At 66.1% G+C, this 18776-nt stretch carries 17 protein-coding genes; 13 read left to right on the top strand and 4 right to left on the bottom strand.

All coding sequences use genetic code 11. From position 1 onward, the window contains the following. Nucleotides 1-192 precede the first annotated feature (192 nt). From CE453_RS08510 to CE453_RS08475, 8 genes are all read left to right on the top strand, one after another. Nucleotides 193-1227, top strand: coding sequence for a DUF3616 domain-containing protein (locus tag CE453_RS08510; protein ID WP_157732948.1), 1035 nt, complete (start codon nt 193-195; stop codon nt 1225-1227). A 17-nt stretch (nt 1228-1244) separates the two neighbouring features. Then, nucleotides 1245-1808, top strand: a complete 564-nt coding sequence (locus CE453_RS08505) for an NUDIX hydrolase (RefSeq protein WP_089174194.1) — start codon at nt 1245-1247, stop codon at nt 1806-1808. Between the two features lie 192 nt (nt 1809-2000). Then, nucleotides 2001-2915 (top strand): hypothetical protein, encoded by a 915-nt coding sequence (locus tag CE453_RS08500; protein WP_157732947.1) that lies wholly within the window; start codon nt 2001-2003, stop codon nt 2913-2915. Between the two features lie 136 nt (nt 2916-3051). After that, a complete protein-coding gene (locus tag CE453_RS08495; protein WP_089174192.1) occupies nt 3052-3336 on the top strand; it encodes a metal-sensing transcriptional repressor in 285 nt (94 codons plus the stop codon). A gap of 25 nt (nt 3337-3361) precedes the next feature. Then, nucleotides 3362-4474 carry an S-(hydroxymethyl)glutathione dehydrogenase/class III alcohol dehydrogenase gene (locus tag CE453_RS08490; protein WP_089174191.1) on the top strand — a complete coding sequence of 371 codons (1113 nt, stop codon included), beginning with the start codon at nt 3362-3364 and terminating at the stop codon, nt 4472-4474. 125 nt (nt 4475-4599) lie between these two features. Further along, nucleotides 4600-5436, top strand: a complete 837-nt coding sequence (gene fghA / locus CE453_RS08485; RefSeq protein WP_089174190.1) for an S-formylglutathione hydrolase — start codon at nt 4600-4602, stop codon at nt 5434-5436. 72 nt (nt 5437-5508) lie between these two features. Then, a complete protein-coding gene (locus CE453_RS08480; RefSeq protein ID WP_089174189.1) occupies nt 5509-5958 on the top strand; it encodes a low affinity iron permease family protein in 450 nt (149 codons plus the stop codon). A gap of 42 nt (nt 5959-6000) precedes the next feature. Beyond that, the gene (locus CE453_RS08475; protein WP_089174188.1) at nt 6001-6936 is read left to right on the top strand and encodes an outer membrane beta-barrel protein; all 936 of its coding nucleotides are present in this window, start codon (nt 6001-6003) and stop codon (nt 6934-6936) included. Between the two features lie 67 nt (nt 6937-7003). Here the strand turns inward: CE453_RS08475 and gpmI are convergent, their stop codons facing one another. Then, nucleotides 7004-8518: a 2,3-bisphosphoglycerate-independent phosphoglycerate mutase gene (gene gpmI, locus CE453_RS08470; RefSeq protein ID WP_089174187.1), complete on the bottom strand. Its 1515-nt coding sequence runs from the start codon at nt 8516-8518 to the stop codon at nt 7004-7006. A gap of 116 nt (nt 8519-8634) precedes the next feature. Here gpmI and CE453_RS08465 point away from each other — a divergent pair, with 116 nt between their 5' ends. From CE453_RS08465 to CE453_RS08450, 4 genes are all read left to right on the top strand, one after another. Continuing rightward, nucleotides 8635-9405, top strand: coding sequence for a haloacid dehalogenase type II (locus CE453_RS08465; RefSeq protein ID WP_089174186.1), 771 nt, complete (start codon nt 8635-8637; stop codon nt 9403-9405). Further along, on the top strand, nt 9402-10088 hold the full coding sequence (locus CE453_RS08460) for a glutathione S-transferase family protein (protein WP_089174185.1): 687 nt from the start codon (nt 9402-9404) through the stop codon (nt 10086-10088). Before CE453_RS08465 ends, CE453_RS08460 begins: the two co-directional genes overlap by 4 nt. A 143-nt stretch (nt 10089-10231) precedes the next feature. Beyond that, on the top strand, nt 10232-11905 hold the full coding sequence (locus CE453_RS08455; RefSeq protein ID WP_089174184.1) for a formate--tetrahydrofolate ligase: 1674 nt from the start codon (nt 10232-10234) through the stop codon (nt 11903-11905). A gap of 84 nt (nt 11906-11989) precedes the next feature. Continuing rightward, nucleotides 11990-13138, top strand: coding sequence for an alpha-D-ribose 1-methylphosphonate 5-triphosphate diphosphatase (locus CE453_RS08450; RefSeq protein WP_198302364.1), 1149 nt, complete (start codon nt 11990-11992; stop codon nt 13136-13138). A gap of 5 nt (nt 13139-13143) precedes the next feature. Here the strand turns inward: CE453_RS08450 and CE453_RS08445 are convergent, their stop codons facing one another. Then, entirely contained in the window at nt 13144-14181 is a 1038-nt protein-coding gene (locus CE453_RS08445; RefSeq protein ID WP_089174182.1) for an L-idonate 5-dehydrogenase, read from the bottom strand. A 134-nt stretch (nt 14182-14315) separates the two neighbouring features. On the opposite strand from CE453_RS08445, the gene CE453_RS08440 reads away from it, so the two are divergent. Then, complete coding sequence (locus CE453_RS08440; RefSeq protein WP_089174181.1) at nt 14316-15083, top strand: SDR family NAD(P)-dependent oxidoreductase; 768 nt, start codon at nt 14316-14318, stop codon at nt 15081-15083. 142 nt (nt 15084-15225) lie between these two features. On the opposite strand, the gene glmM is transcribed toward CE453_RS08440, so the two are convergent. Continuing rightward, the gene (glmM, locus tag CE453_RS08435; protein WP_089174180.1) at nt 15226-16569 is read right to left on the bottom strand and encodes a phosphoglucosamine mutase; all 1344 of its coding nucleotides are present in this window, start codon (nt 16567-16569) and stop codon (nt 15226-15228) included. A gap of 186 nt (nt 16570-16755) precedes the next feature. Then, nucleotides 16756-18681, bottom strand: a complete 1926-nt coding sequence (gene ftsH, locus CE453_RS08430; protein ID WP_089177781.1) for an ATP-dependent zinc metalloprotease FtsH — start codon at nt 18679-18681, stop codon at nt 16756-16758. Nucleotides 18682-18776: the final 95 nt, after the last annotated feature.

Genomic DNA, 18776 nt, shown 5'->3' with positions numbered 1-18776 from the left:
TAATTTCCGAGCGGCCTTTCGAACCGCACGGGAGAGGATAGGAACGCTGCCATAGCCGTTCGAGACGAAGCGCAGGGCCCGAACATCAAGATCGCATAGGGATCGCACCACATGGGTGGGCGCTTCAAACCCATTTTGACATCAAGCCCCTCCTCGCGCTCAATCCCGCCCCCGACTCGCCGGATTCGCCCTATGCGGTATCGCCTACTGTCTCTCGTCGCGGCCACCTTGCTGGCCGCCACGCTCGCCCAGGCCGCGACGCTCGCGCCGGAACAGCGCTTCAAGACAACCGGCGACTTCTCCGGCAAGAAGCTTGGAAAGGCCGCGCATGACGTCAGCGGCCTTGCCTGCATGCCGGCCGCCAACGGCACCCGGCGCTGCCTGCTGATCAATGACGAGAGCGCCTTCGCCCAGTTCGCCGAGATCGCGGAAAACCGGATCGCGCCGGGAACCACCTTGCCGCTCATCGGCACGGAAGCCTCTCCCGCCGTGCTCGGGACCGCGCCGCAGAACATCTGCAAGATGGCCGGGCGCTTCGCCGAGCTCGACGGCGAGGCCGTCGCCTATGCCGACGGCGCCTTCTACGTCGCGGGCTCGCATGGCTGCTCGCGCAAGCGGGGCGAGTTCAGGCTCTCGGCCTTTCACCTCGCTCGCATCCGGGTCGATGCGGCCGGCATGCCCGCCGGCCAGACCGAACTGACCTACCGCCTCAGCGATGTCCTGCGTCGTGCGGGCGAGGCCGGCGCCTTCTTCGGCAAGAGCCTGATGGACGATGCCGGCCTCAACGTCGAAGGCATCGCCGCGGTCGGCGACACGCTCTGGATCGGGCTGCGCGCGCCCTCACTCGGTGGGCGGGCCTTCCTGGTCGGCGCCTCCCTGCAGGCCCTGTTCGCACCGGGCCACGCGCCGACGACAGAGACGCCGCGGGTGATCGCCCTGCCAGCCGGGCCGGATCGCGGCATCCGTGATCTCGCTCCCCTGCCCGGCAACCGGCTTCTTGCGCTTCTCGGGCCCGCGCAGGAGCAGGAGCGGCCCTATTCGCTGCTGCTGGTCGATCTCGCGCACCCCGATGCGGCGACCGATCTGGGCGAGTTGCCCGGGCGCCGCAATGCCAAGGCCGAGTCGCTCACCGTTCTCGCCCAGCAGGGCGGCAAGCTCGACGTCCTCGTCGGCTATGACGGCCCGCGCAACGGTCATTTCGAATCCTATCGCCTGCAGTTGCCCTGAGAGATCGAAGCCAAGCCATGGATTTCATGCCCCGTCTGACCGAAGCCGTCGCACGCTACCGTTCGGAGGTCGCGGGCTCCCGCGAGCATCTATCGTTGCTGCGCTGGCAGATCGAGCAGGGCCACGCGCTCGACCGGCGCGAGACCTTTCCTGGCCACGTCACCACCAGCGCCTTCGTCCTCTCACCGGACCATGCGCAGATCCTGCTGATCGACCATGTCGTCATCGGTCGCTGGCTCCAACCCGGCGGGCATTGGGAGGAGGCGGACCGGTTCCACGATTCTGCGGCACGCGAGGCGGTCGAGGAAACCGGGGTGCAGGACCTCGCGCTCCATCCCTGGCATGGCGGCGGCGATGTTCCCTTCGCGATCGACAGCCACGACGTACCGGGCAAGCCGGCGCGCGGCGAGCCGGCCCATGTTCATCACGACCTGCAATATCTTTTCCTGGCCGACCCGGCCCGCCCACTGGTCGCACAGGTCGAGGAGGTCCATGCCGCCGCCTGGAAACCGGTCGAGGAGCTGGCCGCCATCGCGCCGCGTGCGCTGGCGCGGATTGCCATGCTGACGCCGCTGAGCTGAAAGGCCCCTCCGCTTTTTTGTTGAATTCCAGTTTGTTGTGGCGGCGCAACATGTAACATTATTTCAGCTGATGTCAGGGCCACCCACTCCCGCGCGCTCGCCGGCTGCGGCAAGCTGCGATTCGTGTGGCCCGCCCGGCGCGAATGACTTGAGCCGGGCGCGATGGGCCGCCGCCCAGACGGAATGGCGCCCATGTCGCTCGCTTCGGCCTTCTCGAAATACCTCGCTCTCGGCTTCGTTGCTGCCGGCACCTGTACGGCGATGGCGGCCGACCTGCCTTCCCGCAAGGGCGCACCCGCCGCCCCCGCACCCGTCGTCTCGGCCTGTGCCGACAGCGAAGGCATCCCGACCGACGCCTTCGGCTTCACCACCGGCTCGGACGTGGCAGATGTCGGCTCCTTCGGCCCCAGCCTGACCTATAACGGCAGCTTCGGGACGAGGGTCGGCACCTCCAATAGCCATGGCCTGACGCTGCAGGGCTCCTATGGCCTGTTTCCCTGCTTCGAGATCGGCCCCTATGTGCTCGGCAGCGTCACCAGCGCCTCGGCTGGTGGCATCAGCGCCGACGAACGCGGTTATGGCGCCGGCGTCGAAATGAAGTACCGCCTGCTCGGCCGCGACATGCACGGCATCGGCCTGACTCTCGTCATCGATCCGAGCGTCACTCGCACCGACCCGGACGGCGCCGGCCGCTTCACCACCTATAACACCGGCATCCGCCTCTTCGCTGACAAGACGCTGATCCCCAACACGCTCTATGCCGCGGTCAACCTCTCGCACGACCTGACCTGGACCGGCCCCTCCCCCTATCAGCGCTCCTCGACCTTCACTGTCGCCGGCTCGCTCGCCTGGCAGGTGCAGGATGGGCTCTACCTCAGCGGCGAGGTGCGCCACCTGCGCACCCATAACGAGCTCGGCTTCGGCAAGGAGGCGGGCTACGCCACCTATGTCGGCCCCGGCATCTTCTGGCAGGCGACGAAGCAGCTAGCGCTCTCGGCCGCCTACAACATCCAGGTCGCCGGCAAGGCCAAGGGAGAGCCAGGCGATCTCGACCTGACCAATTTCAGCCGGCATGTCGTCAAGGTGAAGCTGGGCTACAGCTTCTGACGCATCGGCCACAGCGATCCATCGGGGCGGCAGCGGCGACGCTGCCGCCCTTTTGCTTGGCCGCGCCAATTCGCGTTGACATACTCCCCCTCAGTACCTTAGCGTCGCGGCGGATCGCGGTTCGAGCCTCGGCGCCATGCCTCACACACCGGAAGAGAAGAAGCGCGCCGTCACGCGGCTGCGCCGTATCAGAGGGCAAGCCGATGCCCTGATCGGCGCCGTCGAGCGCGGCGAGGAATGTGGCGCGCTGCTTCAGCAGCTCGCCGCGCTGCGCGGTGCAGCGACCGGTCTGATGGCCGAGGTGCTCGAAAGCCATCTGCGCGAGACGATGCAGGCCGGTGCTCCCGCCAGCACTGCCGAGGATATGAACGAAGACGAGATCGCCGCGATCATGCGCGTGATCCGCCCTTATCTGAAATGAACGCTCACGAAGAAGGAACCGCCCGATGAAGACCCGTGCCGCCGTCGCCTGGGAAGCCGGCAAGCCCCTCACCATCGAGACCGTCGAGATCGGCGGCCCCAAGGCCGGCGAGGTTCTGGTGGAGGTGATGGCGACCGGCATCTGCCATACCGATGCCTACACGCTCTCCGGGCTGGATTCGGAGGGCAAGTTCCCGGCGATCCTCGGCCATGAGGGCGCAGGCATCGTGCGCGAGGTCGGTGCCGGCGTGACCACGCTCAAAGTCGGCGATCACGTCATCCCGCTCTACACGCCGGAATGCCGGCAGTGCAAAAGCTGTCTCTCGCGCCGGACCAATCTCTGTACCTCGATCCGCGCTACGCAGGGCCAGGGTGTAATGCCGGACGGCACCTCCCGCTTCTCCTGCGATAGCGGCGAAATCTTCCATTACATGGGCTGTTCGACCTTCGCGAACTTCACCGTCCTGCCCGAGATCGCGCTCGCCAAGGTCCGCGAGGACGCGCCCTTCGACAAGATCTGCTACATCGGCTGCGGCGTGACCACCGGTATCGGCGCGGTGATCTACACGGCCAAGGTCTGGCCGGGCGCGAACGTCGTGGTCTTCGGCCTTGGCGGCATCGGCCTCAACGTCATCCAGGGTGCCCGCATGGTCGGCGCCGACAAGATCATCGGCGTCGACATCAATCCAGCCAAGCAGGAGATGGCGCGCAAGTTCGGCATGACCGACTTCATCAACCCGAGCGAGATCGGCAACGACAAGGTCGTGCAGGCAATCGTCGACCTCACCGGCGGCGGCGCCGACTTCTCCTTCGACGCCACCGGCAACACCAATGTGATGCGCCAGGCGCTGGAGTGCTGCCATCGCGGCTGGGGCGAGTCGATCATCATCGGCGTCGCCGAGGCCGGCAAGGAGATCGCGACCCGTCCGTTCCAGCTCGTCACCGGCCGCGTCTGGAAGGGCACGGCCTTCGGCGGCGCGCGCGGACGCACCGACGTGCCGAAGATCGTCGACTGGTACATGGAAGGGAAGATCAATATCGACGACCTGATCACCCACAAGCTGAAGCTGGAGGAGATCAATCACGGCTTCGACCTGATGCATGAGGGCAAGTCGATCCGCAGCGTTGTGGTCTACTGAAGCGCCGTTTTGCCGCCTCATCCTTGAGGCAAGGGAACCATCCGTCGTTCCGGGACTTCACGCCGCGAAGCCCGGAATGACGCCGATGCCTTCCTCCGGCGGGCCGCCACAAGAAAGGACCCCCTATGGAACTCCTCTCCGCCTCCAAGGCCTTCGGCGGCTCGCAGCGCGTCTACCGGCACGACAGCGCGGCCTGCGCCTGCCCGATGACCTTCGCGATCTACCTGCCGCATCAGGCGGAAGAGGGGCCGGTTCCGGTTCTGTGGTATCTCTCCGGCCTGACCTGCACTCACCAGAACGTCGTGGACAAGGGCGAGTACCGGGCTGCCGCCGCGGCTAACGGCATCGCCATCATCTGCCCGGACACCAGCCCTCGCGGCGAGAGCGTACCGGACGAGCCCGACGATTGGCAGTTCGGCTCCGGCGCCGGCTTCTACCTCGATGCGACGCAAGAGCCCTATGCCAGCAACTACCGCATGGCGAGCTATGTCCGCGACGAATTGCCGGATCTCGTCGCCAGGAACTTCCCGCTCGACATGTCGCGCCAGGGCATCTTCGGCCACTCGATGGGCGGACACGGCGCGATCACGCTGGCGCTGAAGAACCCCGACCGCTACCGCTCCGTCTCGGCCTTCGCCCCGATCACCCAGCCCTCGACCGCCGGCTGGTCGCGACCTGCCTTCGAGAAGTATCTCGGCCCCGACGAAACGACCTGGCGGGCCTATGACTCGACGCTGCTGATCGCCGATGGGCACCGCGTCAAGGAACTGCTCGTCGATCAGGGCGGCGCCGACGGCTTCCTCGAGGAAGGTCTGCGCCCGCAGCTTCTGGAGGTCGCCTGCGCAGCGGCCGACATCCCGCTACAGCTCACGCTCCGGGAAGGTTACGACCATTCCTACAACTTCGTCTCGACCTTCATGGCCCAGCACATCGCCTGGCACGCCGAGCGCCTCTTCGCCTGAGCGCCGCAAGGAACGGCCTTCCCCGCACCGCGTTGAAGCTGTCACAGCCTCAACCCGGCTCGGGGGACCGCCATGTCCAGCAAACGCAAGCGTCGCCTGCCGCAGAGCGACCGCTCCTTCTTCACCCGCCTCTCCCAGCTCGTCTCCCACTGGGCCGGCAAGCCGCAGACCTTCTTCGGCGCGGCCGCCCTCATCGTGATCTGGGCCTTGTCGGGGCCGCTGTTCAGCTTCAACGACAGCTGGCAGCTCGTCATCAACACCTCGACGACCATCGTCACCTTCCTGATGGTCTTCATCATCCAGAACAGCCAGAACCGCGACACCGCCGCCATGCAGATCAAGCTCGACGAGCTGATCCTGAAGCTGGAAGGCGCACGCGAGGAACTGCTCGATCTCGAGGAACTCGACGAGGAGAAGATCGAGCGCTTCCGTTCCGAATTCGAGGCGATGGCGGCCAAGGCCCGGCAGGCCCTGCAGGAAGCAGCCGGGCAAGAAGAAATCGCCGCCTCAACAAAAAAGTAAGGTTAGCTGTTAGGGTTAAGCCTCATTTAATAAATCGCTGGCATGGTCCTGCCCGACGGTAACTGCGCGGGACTGCGTCCTTGTCCTGCGCGCAACGCGAAGGACCCTGCCATGGGCAGCCTGAAATCCATTGCGCTGGGGGGCGCCCTGGCCCTCGGTGCTTCCCTAGCGGCACATGCCGCAGATCTGGGTGGCTATCCTCCGCCTCCCCCGCCCGAGCCCCCGATGCTCAAGGGCACGATCACGAGCGGCATCTATCTGCGCGGCGACATCGGCGTCGGCGTCCAGAGCGTCAGCAAGTACCACCAGGACGAAGTCGCGGAATTCGGCGGCTCCTTCTTCGGCAAAAGCGACAATTCCGCTTTCTTTGCCGGCCTCGGTGTCGGCTATCGCTTCAACAACTGGCTGCGCTTCGATGTGACCGGTGAATATCGCGGGTCATCCTCGATCGGGGTGAACGACATCGTCTTCAACCCGTTCAACAACGGCAACCAGACCAACACCTACAAGGGCAACATGACCTCGCTGGTCACGTTGTTCAACGGCTACTTCGACCTCGGCACCTGGAACTGCCTGACGCCCTATATCGGCGCCGGTATCGGCTTCACGCAGAACCGCATTTCCGGGCTGACCGACCAGGGCGCTCTGTTCGGCAACTTTGTCGGCCCGACGCTGGGCACGGCCAATACGGGAACCAAGACCAACCTCGCCTGGGCCTTGATGGCCGGCGTCGGCTACGAGGTGAACAAGAACCTCACCCTCGAGCTCGGCTATCGCTACCTGAACCTCGGCGACGCCCAGTCCGGCCGTCTCGTCAACGCCTTTACGGGTCAGATCCAGGGCCCGCTCAAGGCCAAGGACATCGACAGCCACGACTTCCGGATCGGCATGCGCTGGAACTTCGGCGATCCGAACTGCTGCAGCACGGAACCGGCTCCCGTGGCCTACATGCCGCCGCCGACGGTGCGCAAATACTGAGACCTGCATCTCCGACAAACGAAACGGCGCGGATCCACTCCGCGCCGTTTCGCTTTTTAAGGCCTCGTCAGCGCAGCAGCGACTGCCCCGTCATCTCGTCCGGCTGCTTCAGCTCCATCAGCGCCAGCAGCGTCGGGGCGATATCGGCGAGGCGCCCCTCGGCCAGCGCCTTGGCCTCACCACCGATCAGCATCAGCGGCACCGGATTGGTGGTATGGGCCGTATGCGGCTTGCCGGTGACCGGATCGACCATCAGCTCCGCATTGCCATGGTCGGCGGTGACGAGCAGCGCCCCGCCCTGCCGCTGCACGGCCTCCGCGATGGCGCCGAGCCCCGCATCGACTGTCTCGGCCGCCTTGATCGCGGCCGCGAGCACGCCGGTATGGCCGACCATGTCGGTATTGGCGAAGTTCAGGATGACGAGGTCGTAGCGACCTGAATCGATCGCCTCCACCGCCTTCGCAGTCAGCTCCGGCGCCGACATCTCCGGCTGCAGGTCATAGGTCGCGACCTTGGGGGACGGCACCATCACCCGGTCTTCACCCGCGTAAGGCGTCTCCTCGCCGCCGTTGAAGAAATAGGTGACGTGCGGGTACTTCTCGGTCTCCGCCATCCGGATCTGCTTGAGTCCAGCCTTGGCCACCGTCTCGCCAAGCCCGTTGGCGAGCGTCTGCGCCGGAAACAGCACCGGCATCACCTTGTCGAGCTCGGCGCTGTAGGAGGTCATGCTGACCGCCTTGACGAGTTTCGGCACGCGCGCCCGGGCAAAGCCACTGAAGCCCGGCTCGAGCACGGCGTTGAGGATTTCGCGGATGCGATCGGAGCGGAAGTTGAAGCTCAGGAGCCCGTCGCCGTCCTGCATCCCCGCATAATCGCCGATCACGGCAGGGACGATGAACTCGTCGGTGACCTTGTCGGAATAGGCCGCCGCAATGGCCGCCTGGGCATCGGGGAAGGCGTTGCCCTGCCCCAGCACCATGGCGTTCCAAGCCTTCTCGACGCGCTCCCAGCGGTTGTCGCGATCCATCGCGTAATAGCGTCCCGAAACGCTGGCGATGCGCGCGCCAGCCGGTAAGGCCGCCTCGAAGGTCTTCACATAATCGGCAGCCGATTGCGGCGGCGTATCGCGCCCGTCGGTGAAGACATGCACCTTCACCGCGATGCCCTGTGCCGCCACGATCTTCGCCAGTGCCACCGCATGGTCCTGATGCGCGTGCACGCCGCCCGGCGAGACGAGGCCGAGCAGATGGCAGGCGCCACCGCTCGCCTTCAGCGCCGCGATCAGTCCGCTCGCTTCCAGGGCTCTCGCGATCGATCCGTCGACGATCGCCTGGTTGATGCGCGGCAGATCCTGCATCACGACGCGCCCGGCGCCGAGATTGAGATGCCCCACCTCGGAATTGCCCATCTGCCCTTCCGGCAGGCCGACGTCGAGCCCGGACGTGCGCAGGAAGGTGCGCGGGCAACTCTCCCAGAGGCGGTCGAAATTCGGTGTCTTCGCCAGCTTGATCGCGTTGTTCTCAGAGTCCTCGCGCCAGCCCCAGCCATCGAGGATCATCAGCATCACGGGACGAGGCGGCATCGACTTGACCTTCGGCTTTCGGAAAAACGTAGCCGTGCGGATACCATGCGCCGTACTGCCGATGCGAGTGCTAAGAAAGCACCCGCCCCGCGGCCAGCTTCAGACGGAGGATAGCCATGCCGATCAAGGCCCTGGTTTTCGACGCTTACGGGACGTTGTTCGACGTCCAGTCGGTCGCTGCCGCCACCGAAGCTGCCTTTCCCGGCGATGGCGCGACGATCACCCAGATCTGGCGGCTGAAACAGCTCGAATACACCTGGCTGCGCGCGCTGATGGACCAGTACGAGGATTTCTGGACGGTCACGACCGAATCCCTCGAATTCACCCTGAGGACGTTGGGCCTTACCACGACTCCGGAGTTCCTCGTCGAGATCGCCGGCGCCTATGACGCGCTCGCGCTGTATCCGGAAGCGCGCGCCGCGCTGGAAGGTCTCGCCTCCTACCGGCTTGCCATCTATTCCAATGGCAGCCCGGCCATGTTGAAGCACCTCGTTACGCAAGCCGGCATCGGCGAGTTCCTGGAGACCGTCATCAGCGTCGACGAGATCGGCGTCTACAAGCCCGATCCGCGCGGCTATGCCCATGTCGAAAAGCGGCTCGGGCTGGCGCGCGACGAGATCCTCTTCGTCTCCTCCAACGGCTTCGACATTGCCGGCGCCAAGGCGCATGGCTTCGCGGTCGCGCGCATCGAGCGCGTGCCTGCAGCGACCTTGCGGGCCGAGCTCGGCGCCGCCGGCACGATCGATCCGAAGCTGATGTTCAAGGCGCTGCGCATGCAGCCTGAACAGCTTGGCTTCCATGCGGATACGACCATTGCCGCGCTGACCGATCTCGTCTCCTATGCCGCGAGCCGCAACCAGATCGGACCCAGCGGGAGCCTTCCATGATCAAGCTCTACTACCACCCCTCGCCGAACCCGGCGAAGGTCGCGCTTTTCCTGGAGGAAGCCGGCCTGCCCTATGAGATGGTCCCGGTCGACACCCGCAAGGGCGACCAGTTCAAGCCGGACTTCCTCGCGATCAACCCCAACGCCAAGACACCGGCCCTGACCGATGGCGACGTCACCATCTTCGATTCCAACGCGATCCTGCTCTACCTCGCCGAGAAGACCGGCAAGTTCCTGCCGCAGGACACGCCGAAGGCGCGCGGCGAGATGCTGTCCTGGCTGATGTTCGTCGCCACTGGCATCGGCCCCTATTGTGGCCAGGCGGTGCATTTCAGCCGTTTCGCTCCCGAGAAGATCCCCTACGCCATCAACCGTTACGCCCGCGAGGCCGAGCGCCACTGGGGCATCATCGATGAGCAGCTGAAGTCCCGCCGCTACATGCTCGGCGACGACTACACGCTGATCGACATGTCGGTCTGGGGCTGGGCGACCCGGCTCGGCTTCGCGGTCGGGGAGAACTGGGCAACGCTCTTCCCGAACGTGAAGCGGCACACCGACGAGATCTCGGCCCGGCCTGCCGCCCAGCGCGCCACCGCGCTGAAGGACCAGTTCGCTTTCAAGACGGAAGTCGATGCGGACGCCCGCAAGTTCCTCTTCCCGCAGAACGCGCATCTGACCGCCTAGACCGGCTTCGTTACGGCGCGATCCGGCTTGTGAATCGCGCCGTTCGATCGTTTGAAATCGCTGGCGACACCGGGCTTTTCGCGCGAGTGTCGCCGCGGCTCCGGGCCGGAAGGCACGGGCCGGGACAATCTCCGAGGGGACGGATGCCGACCGATATCGAGATCGCGCGCGCCGCGACGCTTCAGCCTGTTGCCACCATCGCCGAGCGGGCCGGCGTTCCTGTCGACGCGCTTCACCCCTACGGCAAGTTCATCGCCAAGGTCGACACCGGCGCGATCCCCGGCTTTCGCGACAAGCCCGACGGCAAGCTGATCCTCGTCACCGCGATCAGCCCGACGCCGGCCGGCGAAGGCAAGACCACCACGACCGTCGGTCTCGGCGACGGGCTCTCCCGCATCGGCAAGCGCGCGATCATCGCGCTGCGCGAGCCCTCGCTCGGCCCCAGCTTCGGCATGAAGGGCGGCGCGGCCGGCGGCGGCCATGCCCAGGTCGTGCCGATGGAGCAGATCAACCTGCATTTCACCGGCGATTTCCACGCCATCACCAGCGCCCACAACCTGCTGGCGGCGATGGTCGACAACCATATCTACTGGGGCAACGGGCTCGGGCTCGACACGCGCTACATCGCCCTGCGGCGGGTCCTGGACATGAATGACCGGGCCCTGCGCCAGGTCGTCTCCTCGCTCGGCGGCCCGAGCAACGGCTTCCCGCGCGAGGACGGCTTCGACATCACCGTCGCTTCCGAAGTGATGGCGATCTTCTGCCTCGCCAGCGATATCGCCGATCTCGAAACGCGCCTTGGCCGAATCGTCGTCGGCCGCACCCGCGACAAGCGCCTCGTCACCGCCGCCGACCTCAGAGCGACCGGGGCGATGAGCGTGCTGCTCAAGGATGCGCTGATGCCGAACCTCGTGCAGACGCTGGAGGGCACGCCCGCCTTCGTCCATGGCGGCCCCTTCGCCAACATCGCCCATGGCTGCAATTCGGTGATCGCGACACGCGCCGCACTGAAGCTGGGCGACTATGTCGTCACCGAAGCCGGCTTCGGCGCCGATCTCGGCGCGGAAAAATTCTTCGACATCAAGTGCCGCAAGGCTGGTCTGAAGCCCGCTGCCGCTGTGGTCGTCGCGACCGTCCGCGCCCTCAAGATGCATGGTGGCGTGGCGAAGGACGATCTCGGCCAGGAGAATCTCAAGGCGCTCGAAGCCGGCCTCTCCAACCTCACGCGCCACGTCAACAATGTGCGGAAATTCGGCGTGCCGCCGATCGTCGCAATCAATAACTTCGCGACCGATACCCCTGCGGAGCACGAACTCATCCGCAACTATTGCCGCAACCATCTCGGCGTCGAGGCGGTAATCTGTCGTCACTGGGCGCAGGGCGGAGCCGGCGCGGAAGAGCTTGCCCACAAGGTCGCTGCGCTCGCCGATGAGGGCGAGGCCGATTTCGCCCCGCTCTATCCCGACACGATGCCGCTGCGCGAGAAGCTGGAAACCGTGGCGCGGGAGATCTACGGCGCCAAGGGCGTCAGCGTCGACGCCAAGCTCGCGGCGCGCTTCGCCGAGCTGGAAGCCGCCGGCTTCCGCGACCTACCGGTCTGCGTCGCCAAGACCCAGTATTCCTTCTCGGCCGATCCGACGCTGCGCGGCGCCCCCTCCGGCCACATCGTCCCCTTGCGGGAACTCAGGCTCTCGGCCGGCGCCGGTTTCGTGGTCGCGATCTGCGGGGACATCATGACCATGCCCGGCCTGCCGCGCGAGCCCGCCGCCGAGCGCATCCACATCGATGCGCAGGGGCATATCGAGGGGCTGTCCTGACGGTCCCGGCGCGGGAAGCGTCATGCCCCCGTCACATGACTCGTCGATGCGCCCCGCCTCGGTGTTGACGGCGGAGGGGGTGAGATCATGAGCCTGGGGATCATTGGCGCACGCGTGCTTCTCGACGCATTCGCGGAGACCGGCCTCTCGATCGAAGGCGATCGGATCAGCGCGCTCGGCGAAACCCTGAAGCCGGCGAGTCTCACGATCCAGGCCAGGGGCTGCCTCGTCTTGCCGGGCATCGTCGACAGCCATGGCGATGCCTTCGAACGCCACATCATGCCGCGCCCAGGCGTCGCCTTCGACATCGACCTGGCACTGCGCGACGCCGATCGCGCTTTGCTGGCAAGCGGGATCACCACCGCCTTCCACGGCGTCACATGGTCCTGGGAGCCGGGTTTGCGCGGCGCCGAAAATGCACGCCGGCTGGTCGAGCGCATCGCTGCTCTCCGGCCCGAGCTCGGCGCCGATACCCGCTTCCATATGCGCCACGAGACCTTCAACCTCGATGCGGAAGACGAGATCGTGACCTGGCTGGCCGAGGGGCGCATCAGCGTCCTCGCCTTCAACGATCATACCGAGGGCACGCTGAAATCCCGCCACCGGCCGGACAAGATCGGCAAGATGGTCGAGCGGACCGGCCTCAGCCACGACGCATTCATGGAGCTGGTCGACCGCGTCTATGCCCGCAAGCACGAAGTCGCGGGCTCGATCGCACGGCTTGCGGAGGCGGCGCACCGTGCCGGCGTGCCGATCATGTCCCATGACGACATGAGCCCCGAGATGCGGCGCGAGCATCGCGCGCTCGGCATTACGGTCGCGGAATTCCCGATCGATGAAGCGACGGCGCGCGAGGCGGCCTCGGCGGGGGAAGCCATCGTCTTCGGCGCGCCGAACGTGGTGCGCGGCGGCTCGCATACCGGCTGCCCGGCCGCGGAGGAGATGGTGCGCGAGGGCCTCTGCACCATCCTCGCCTCCGACTACTACTACCCGGCCCTGCCGCTCGCGCCCTTCCTGTTGGCGGAGCGTGGCGCGGCCTCCCTCCCGGCCGCCTGGAAGCTGGTCTCGGAAAACCCGGCCGCGGCGCTCGGGCTCAACGACCGCGGTCGGATCGCGCCGGGCTTGCGCGCCGATCTGGTCATCATTCGACCGGAGCCGACGCCGCGCGTGGTCGCGACCATCGCCGGCGGGCGGCTCGTCCACCTCGCCGACCCGGATCTGCTCAGGGGCTGAGGCGTTCAGGCGAAGTCGAGCTGCACCTTGATCGCCTTCGCCTTGTCGGCGGCCAGGTCGAAGGCCTCGACGGCGCGGTCGACCGGAATCGTCGCCGTCAGCAGCGGCGAGAGGTCGATCGAGCCGGAGCCGATCATCGCCACGGCCCAGTCGAACTCCTCATGGAAGCGGAAGGAACCGCGCAGGTCGAATTCCTTGGCGACGACGACATTCATCGGCAGGGTGAACTGCCCGCCGACGCCGATCTGAACGATGGTACCGCCCGAGCGCACCACATCGAAGGCCCCGGTCAGCGCGTGCTGGTTGCCCGAAGCCTCGAACATCACGTCGAAGGCGCCCTTTTCGGCTCCGTATTCTTCCTTCAGCCGATCAGGCTCCGCAGCGACGTTGATCGTCGCCGTTGCGCCCATTCGCCGCGCCACCGGCAGCGGCCCGTCGACCACGTCCGTCGCCACGATCTCCGAAGCGCCAGCGGCCTTGGCCGCGACGATGGTGAGCGCGCCGATCGGCCCCGCTCCCGTCACCAGCACGCGCTTGCCGAGCAGCGGCCCGGCGCGCTTGGCGGCATGGAGGCAGACCGAAAGCGGCTCGGCGAAGGCCGCCTGCGCCGCCGTGACGCTGGGAGCCACTTTCACGGCCTGCCGCTCCTCGACGACGAGCACGTCGCGGAAACCGCCCTGCACATGCGGGAAGCGCATCGCCGAGCCATAGAACAGCATGTCGGTGCAGTGTTGCTGCAGCCCCATCTGGCAGTAGCGGCAATGACCGCAGGCGCGGCTCGGATTGACCGCGACCCGGTCGCCCGGCTTCACCCGCGAGACCTCGTCGCCGACAGCCTCGACCCGCCCAGCAATCTCGTGCCCGAGGATCATTGGTTCGCGCACGCGGATCGTGCCGAAGCCGCCATGCAGGTAGTAATGCAGGTCGGAACCGCAGATGCCGCCCGCTTCGATGCGGACTCGCACGTCGCGCGGCCCGAGCTCCGGCGCGGTCGTCGGCTCGACACGCAGATCCTTCTCGGCATGGATCACGACGGCACGCATGGCGGTCTCTCCTGAATGGCGCAAACAAAGCAGTTGCGCCGTTGTCTAATCGTTTGAAAACTGCTTACCCACATGGGCGCCGCCGGCGCAAACCGAAACTGACGCCGGACCCCGGCCTTTTGCGAGGATACGCCATGTCGCTGTCGCTGTTCAGCCTGGAAGGCAAGGTCGCGCTGGTCACGGGCTCGGGTCAGGGGATCGGCCTCGCACTGGCCGAGGGCCTTTCGGAGGCCGGCGCCCATGTCGTCCTCAACGGCCGCGACAAGACCAAGCTCGAACGGGCGCAGCAGGCACTGGCCGCGGCAGGCCGCAAAGCCTCCATCGCCGCTTTCGACGTCACCGACCAGAAGGCCGTCGAGGCCGGCGTCGCCCGGATCGAGGCCGAGATCGGTCCCATCGACATCCTGATCAACAATGCCGGCATGCAGAAGCGCGCGCCGATCACTGAATTCCCGGTCGAGGGCTGGCATGAGGTGATGAACACCAACTTGCATTCGGTGTTCTATGTCACCCAGGCGGTGACGAAGCGGATGGTCCCGCGCAAGCGCGGCAAGGTCATCAGCATCGGCTCGGTGATGAGCGAGCTCGGCCGCGCCACCATCATTCCCTATACGGCCTCGAAGGGCGCGGTGAAGATGATGACGCGAGGTCTCGCCGCCGAACTCGGCAAGCACAACATCCAGGCCAACGCCATCGGCCCCGGTTATTTCACCACCGAGATCAACAAGGCGCTGCTCGCCGACGAGGCCTTCACGAACTGGGTCTGCAGCCGCACGCCGGCCGGTCGCTGGGGCGAGACCAGGGAGCTGGTCGGCGCGGCCATCTTCCTGTCTTCGGCGGCGAGCGACTACGTCAACGGCCACCTGCTGATGGTCGATGGCGGACTGACCGCGGTGGTGTGATCCCTTTCGACATAAGCTGTCATCCCGGGCGAAGGCATAGACCCGGGAGCAGGTCGGTGCGTTTCAGGCCTGGATCCCGGATCGGCGCGGCTTGGCCGCTTGTCCGGGATGACCAGGATTCTGAAAGCAGGCGGAGAACCTGTCAGGCCGCGGCCTTCGTTACGGCCTCGACGACGTCGTCGACCACGCGCTCGACAAGATCACGGTCGTCGCCCTCGGCCATGACGCGGATCACCGGCTCGGTGCCGGAGGGGCGGATGACGAGGCGCCCGCTCTCGCCGAGGAGCTGCTTCGCCGCCTCGATAGCACTCATCACGGCCTGCTGCTCGAGCGGCTTGCCGGCCTTGTAGCGCACGTTCTTGAGGATCTGCGGCAGCGGCTCGAAGCAGTGGCAGACTTCCGAAACCGGCCGATCCATCCGTTTCACCACCGCCAGCAGCTGCAACGCCGCGACAAGCCCGTCACCGGTCGTGCCGAAATCCGAGAGGATGATGTGGCCCGACTGCTCGCCGCCCAGATTGAAGCCGTGGTTGCGCATGTGCTCCAGCACGTAACGGTCGCCGACCGCCGTGCGCGCAAGCGAGAGGCCGAGGCCTGCCAGATAGCGCTCGAGACCCAGATTGGACATCACCGTCGCCACGATGCCCGGCGCCGATAGCCGGCCGTCTTCCAGCCAGGAGCGCGCGATCACCGCCATGAGCTGGTCGCCATCGACGATCTGGCCATGCTCGTCCACCACGAGCACGCGGTCGGCGTCGCCGTCGAGCGCGATACCGACATCGGCGCGCAATTCCTTGACCTTCTCGACCAGCGTGGACGGATGGGTCGAGCCGACCTCGTGGTTGATGTTGAAGCCGTCGGGCTCCACGCCGATGGTGATGACCTCGGCGCCGAGTTCCCAGAGTGCCTGCGGCGCCACCTTGTAGGCGGCACCATTGGCGCAATCGAGCACGATGCGCAGGCCTTCAAGGCTCAGGTTGCGCGGCAGCGTCCGCTTGGCGAATTCGACATAGCGCGCATCGGCGCTGTCGATGCGCTTGGCTCGGCCGAGCTTCGGCGAAGCCGACAGGCGCGGGCCGAGATCGGCGTCGATCAGCGCCTCGATCTCGCGTTCGACCTCGTCGTTGAGCTTGTAGCCGTCGGGGCCGAACAGCTTGATGCCGTTGTCCTCATAGGGATTGTGCGAGGCCGAGATCATCACGCCGAGATCGGCGCGCATCGAGCGGGTCAGCATCGCGACTGCCGGCGTCGGCATCGGGCCGAGCAGCATCACGTCCATGCCGACGGAGGTGAAGCCCGCGACCATCGCATATTCGATCATATAGCCGGAAAGCCGGGTATCCTTGCCGATCACGACCCGATGGCGATATTCGCCACGGTGGAAGGCGAGGCCCGTGGCTTGCCCGACCTTCAGGGCAAGGTCAGGCGTAATGACGCCATTCGCCCGTCCACGAATGCCGTCCGTTCCGAAATATTTGCGTGCCATATCGTCTCGATCCGAGGGGCGATCTGCGCCCGATTTTGCGTGTTTCTATAGCCAAAAAACCTTTCCGCCTTCTCACAAATTATGACGGAGCGTGACAGGGCCGAAATGACGTCCGATCGCGAAAGCCGACGCCCAAATAAAAAAGCGGCCCGAAGGCCGCCTTTATGTCCATCTGAACGAAACCGCTCACACCTGCGGCTGGGGCTCCATGCCGGCATCCGGCTCGCCGCGCTTGCGGCCCTTGCCGGCGCTCGGCACGGCCGAGCCGCGCGGGGCGTGCGGCGTGTCGTCGAGATCGCGCGAGGGGCGCTTTCCGGCGATCAGGTCGCGGATCTCCTCGCCCGTCAGCGTCTCGAACTCGAGCAGCGCTTCGGCCACCTGAACGAACTCGTCATGATGCTCGGTCAGGATCGTCTTGGCGTCAGCATAGCCGTTATCGACGAGACGCTTCACCTCCGCGTCGATCTTCTGGGCGGTGGCCTCGGAGATCGACTGGCTGCGGCCCATCGACATGCCCAGGAAGACCTCTTCCTGGTTGTCGCCATAGGCGACCATGCCGAGCTCGTCCGAATAACCCATCTGCGTGACCATGGCCTTGGCCATCTTGGTCGCCTGCTGGATGTCGCCGGTGGCGCCGGAGGTGATGTTCTCCTTGCCGAAGGTGATCTCCTCCGCGACGCGCCCGCCCATGGCGACCGCAAGCTGCGAGGTGAACTCCTTGTACTTCATCGAGTAGCGGTCGCCTTCCGGCAGGAACTTGACCATGCCGAGCGCGCGCCCGCGCGGGATGATCGTCGCCTTGTGCACCGGCACGCCGGCCGGGACGTAGAGGCCGACGATGGCGTGGCCCGCCTCGTGATAGGCGGTGAGCTTCTTCTCCTCCTCGGACATAGCCATGGATTTGCGCTCAGCGCCCATCATGACCTTGTCCTTGGCGTCCTCGAACTCGGCATGGGTGACCATGCGCTTGCCACGGCGGGCCGCGAGCAGCGCCGCCTCGTTGACGAGGTTCATCAGGTCCGCACCCGAGAAGCCGGGCGTGCCGCGGGCCAGGATCTTGAGGTCGACATCCGGCGCCATCGGCACCTTGCGGACATGGACGCGCAGGATCTTCTCGCGGCCGGCGACATCCGGGTTCGGCACGACGATCTGGCGATCGAAGCGGCCCGGGCGCAGCAGCGCCGGGTCGAGCACGTCGGGACGGTTCGTCGCGGCGATGATGATGACGCCCTCGTTCGGCTCGAAGCCGTCCATCTCGACAAGGAGCTGGTTCAGAGTCTGCTCGCGCTCGTCATTGCCGCCGCCGAGGCCGGCGCCGCGATGGCGGCCGACCGCGTCGATCTCGTCGATGAAGATGATGCAGGGCGCGTTCTTCTTGGCCTGCTCGAACATGTCGCGCACGCGGCTGGCGCCAACGCCGACGAACATCTCGACAAAGTCGGAGCCCGAGATGGTGAAGAACGGCACATTGGCCTCGCCCGCGACGGCCCGCGCCGTGAGCGTCTTACCCGTGCCGGGGGGGCCAACGAGCAGCACGCCACGCGGGATGCGCCCGCCCAGCCGCTGGAATTTCTGCGGATCGCGCAGGAACTCGACGATCTCCTGCAGGTCTTCCTTGGCCTCGTCGATGCCGGCGACATCCTCGAAGGTGACGCGGCCATGCGCCTCCGTGAGCAGCTTGGCCTTGGATTTGCCGAAGCCCATCGCCCGGCCGGCGCCGTTCTGCATCTGGCGGGACATGAAGATCCACAGGCCGATGAAGATGACGAAGGGCAGCGAGTTGACCAGCAGCGCCATGAACCAGGGCGTGCCTTCGGACGGCGCGCGGGCGGATACGGTCACGCCCTTCTGCGCCAGCGTCTTCAGCAGGTTCGGATCGCCGTAAGGCGCATAGGTCACGAAGTTGCGACCATCCGAGAAGGTACCCGAGATCTCCTGTCCCGAGACCACGACGCTGGAAATGCGTCCGGACTCGGATTCGTTGATCAACTGGCTGTAGGGAATTTCGTTCGTGTTCGAGCGCTGGCTCGGGCTCTGGAACAGTGTCACCAGCGCCAGAACCAGCAGGAAGATCACCACCCAGAGGGCGAAATTGCGGAAGTTCGGATTCATCACCAGTCCGATCGGGCCTGCCGGGACCAACCGGATAAGGCCTGGATTTCACTCGATAGCAATTTAGGTGCGGCGCGCCTCCTTGCCAAGGGAAA

The sequence above is a fragment of the Bosea sp. AS-1 genome (assembly GCF_002220095.1).
Lineage (GTDB): Bacteria > Pseudomonadota > Alphaproteobacteria > Rhizobiales > Beijerinckiaceae > Allobosea.
This window is presented reverse-complemented; position numbering and strand designations above follow the sequence as displayed.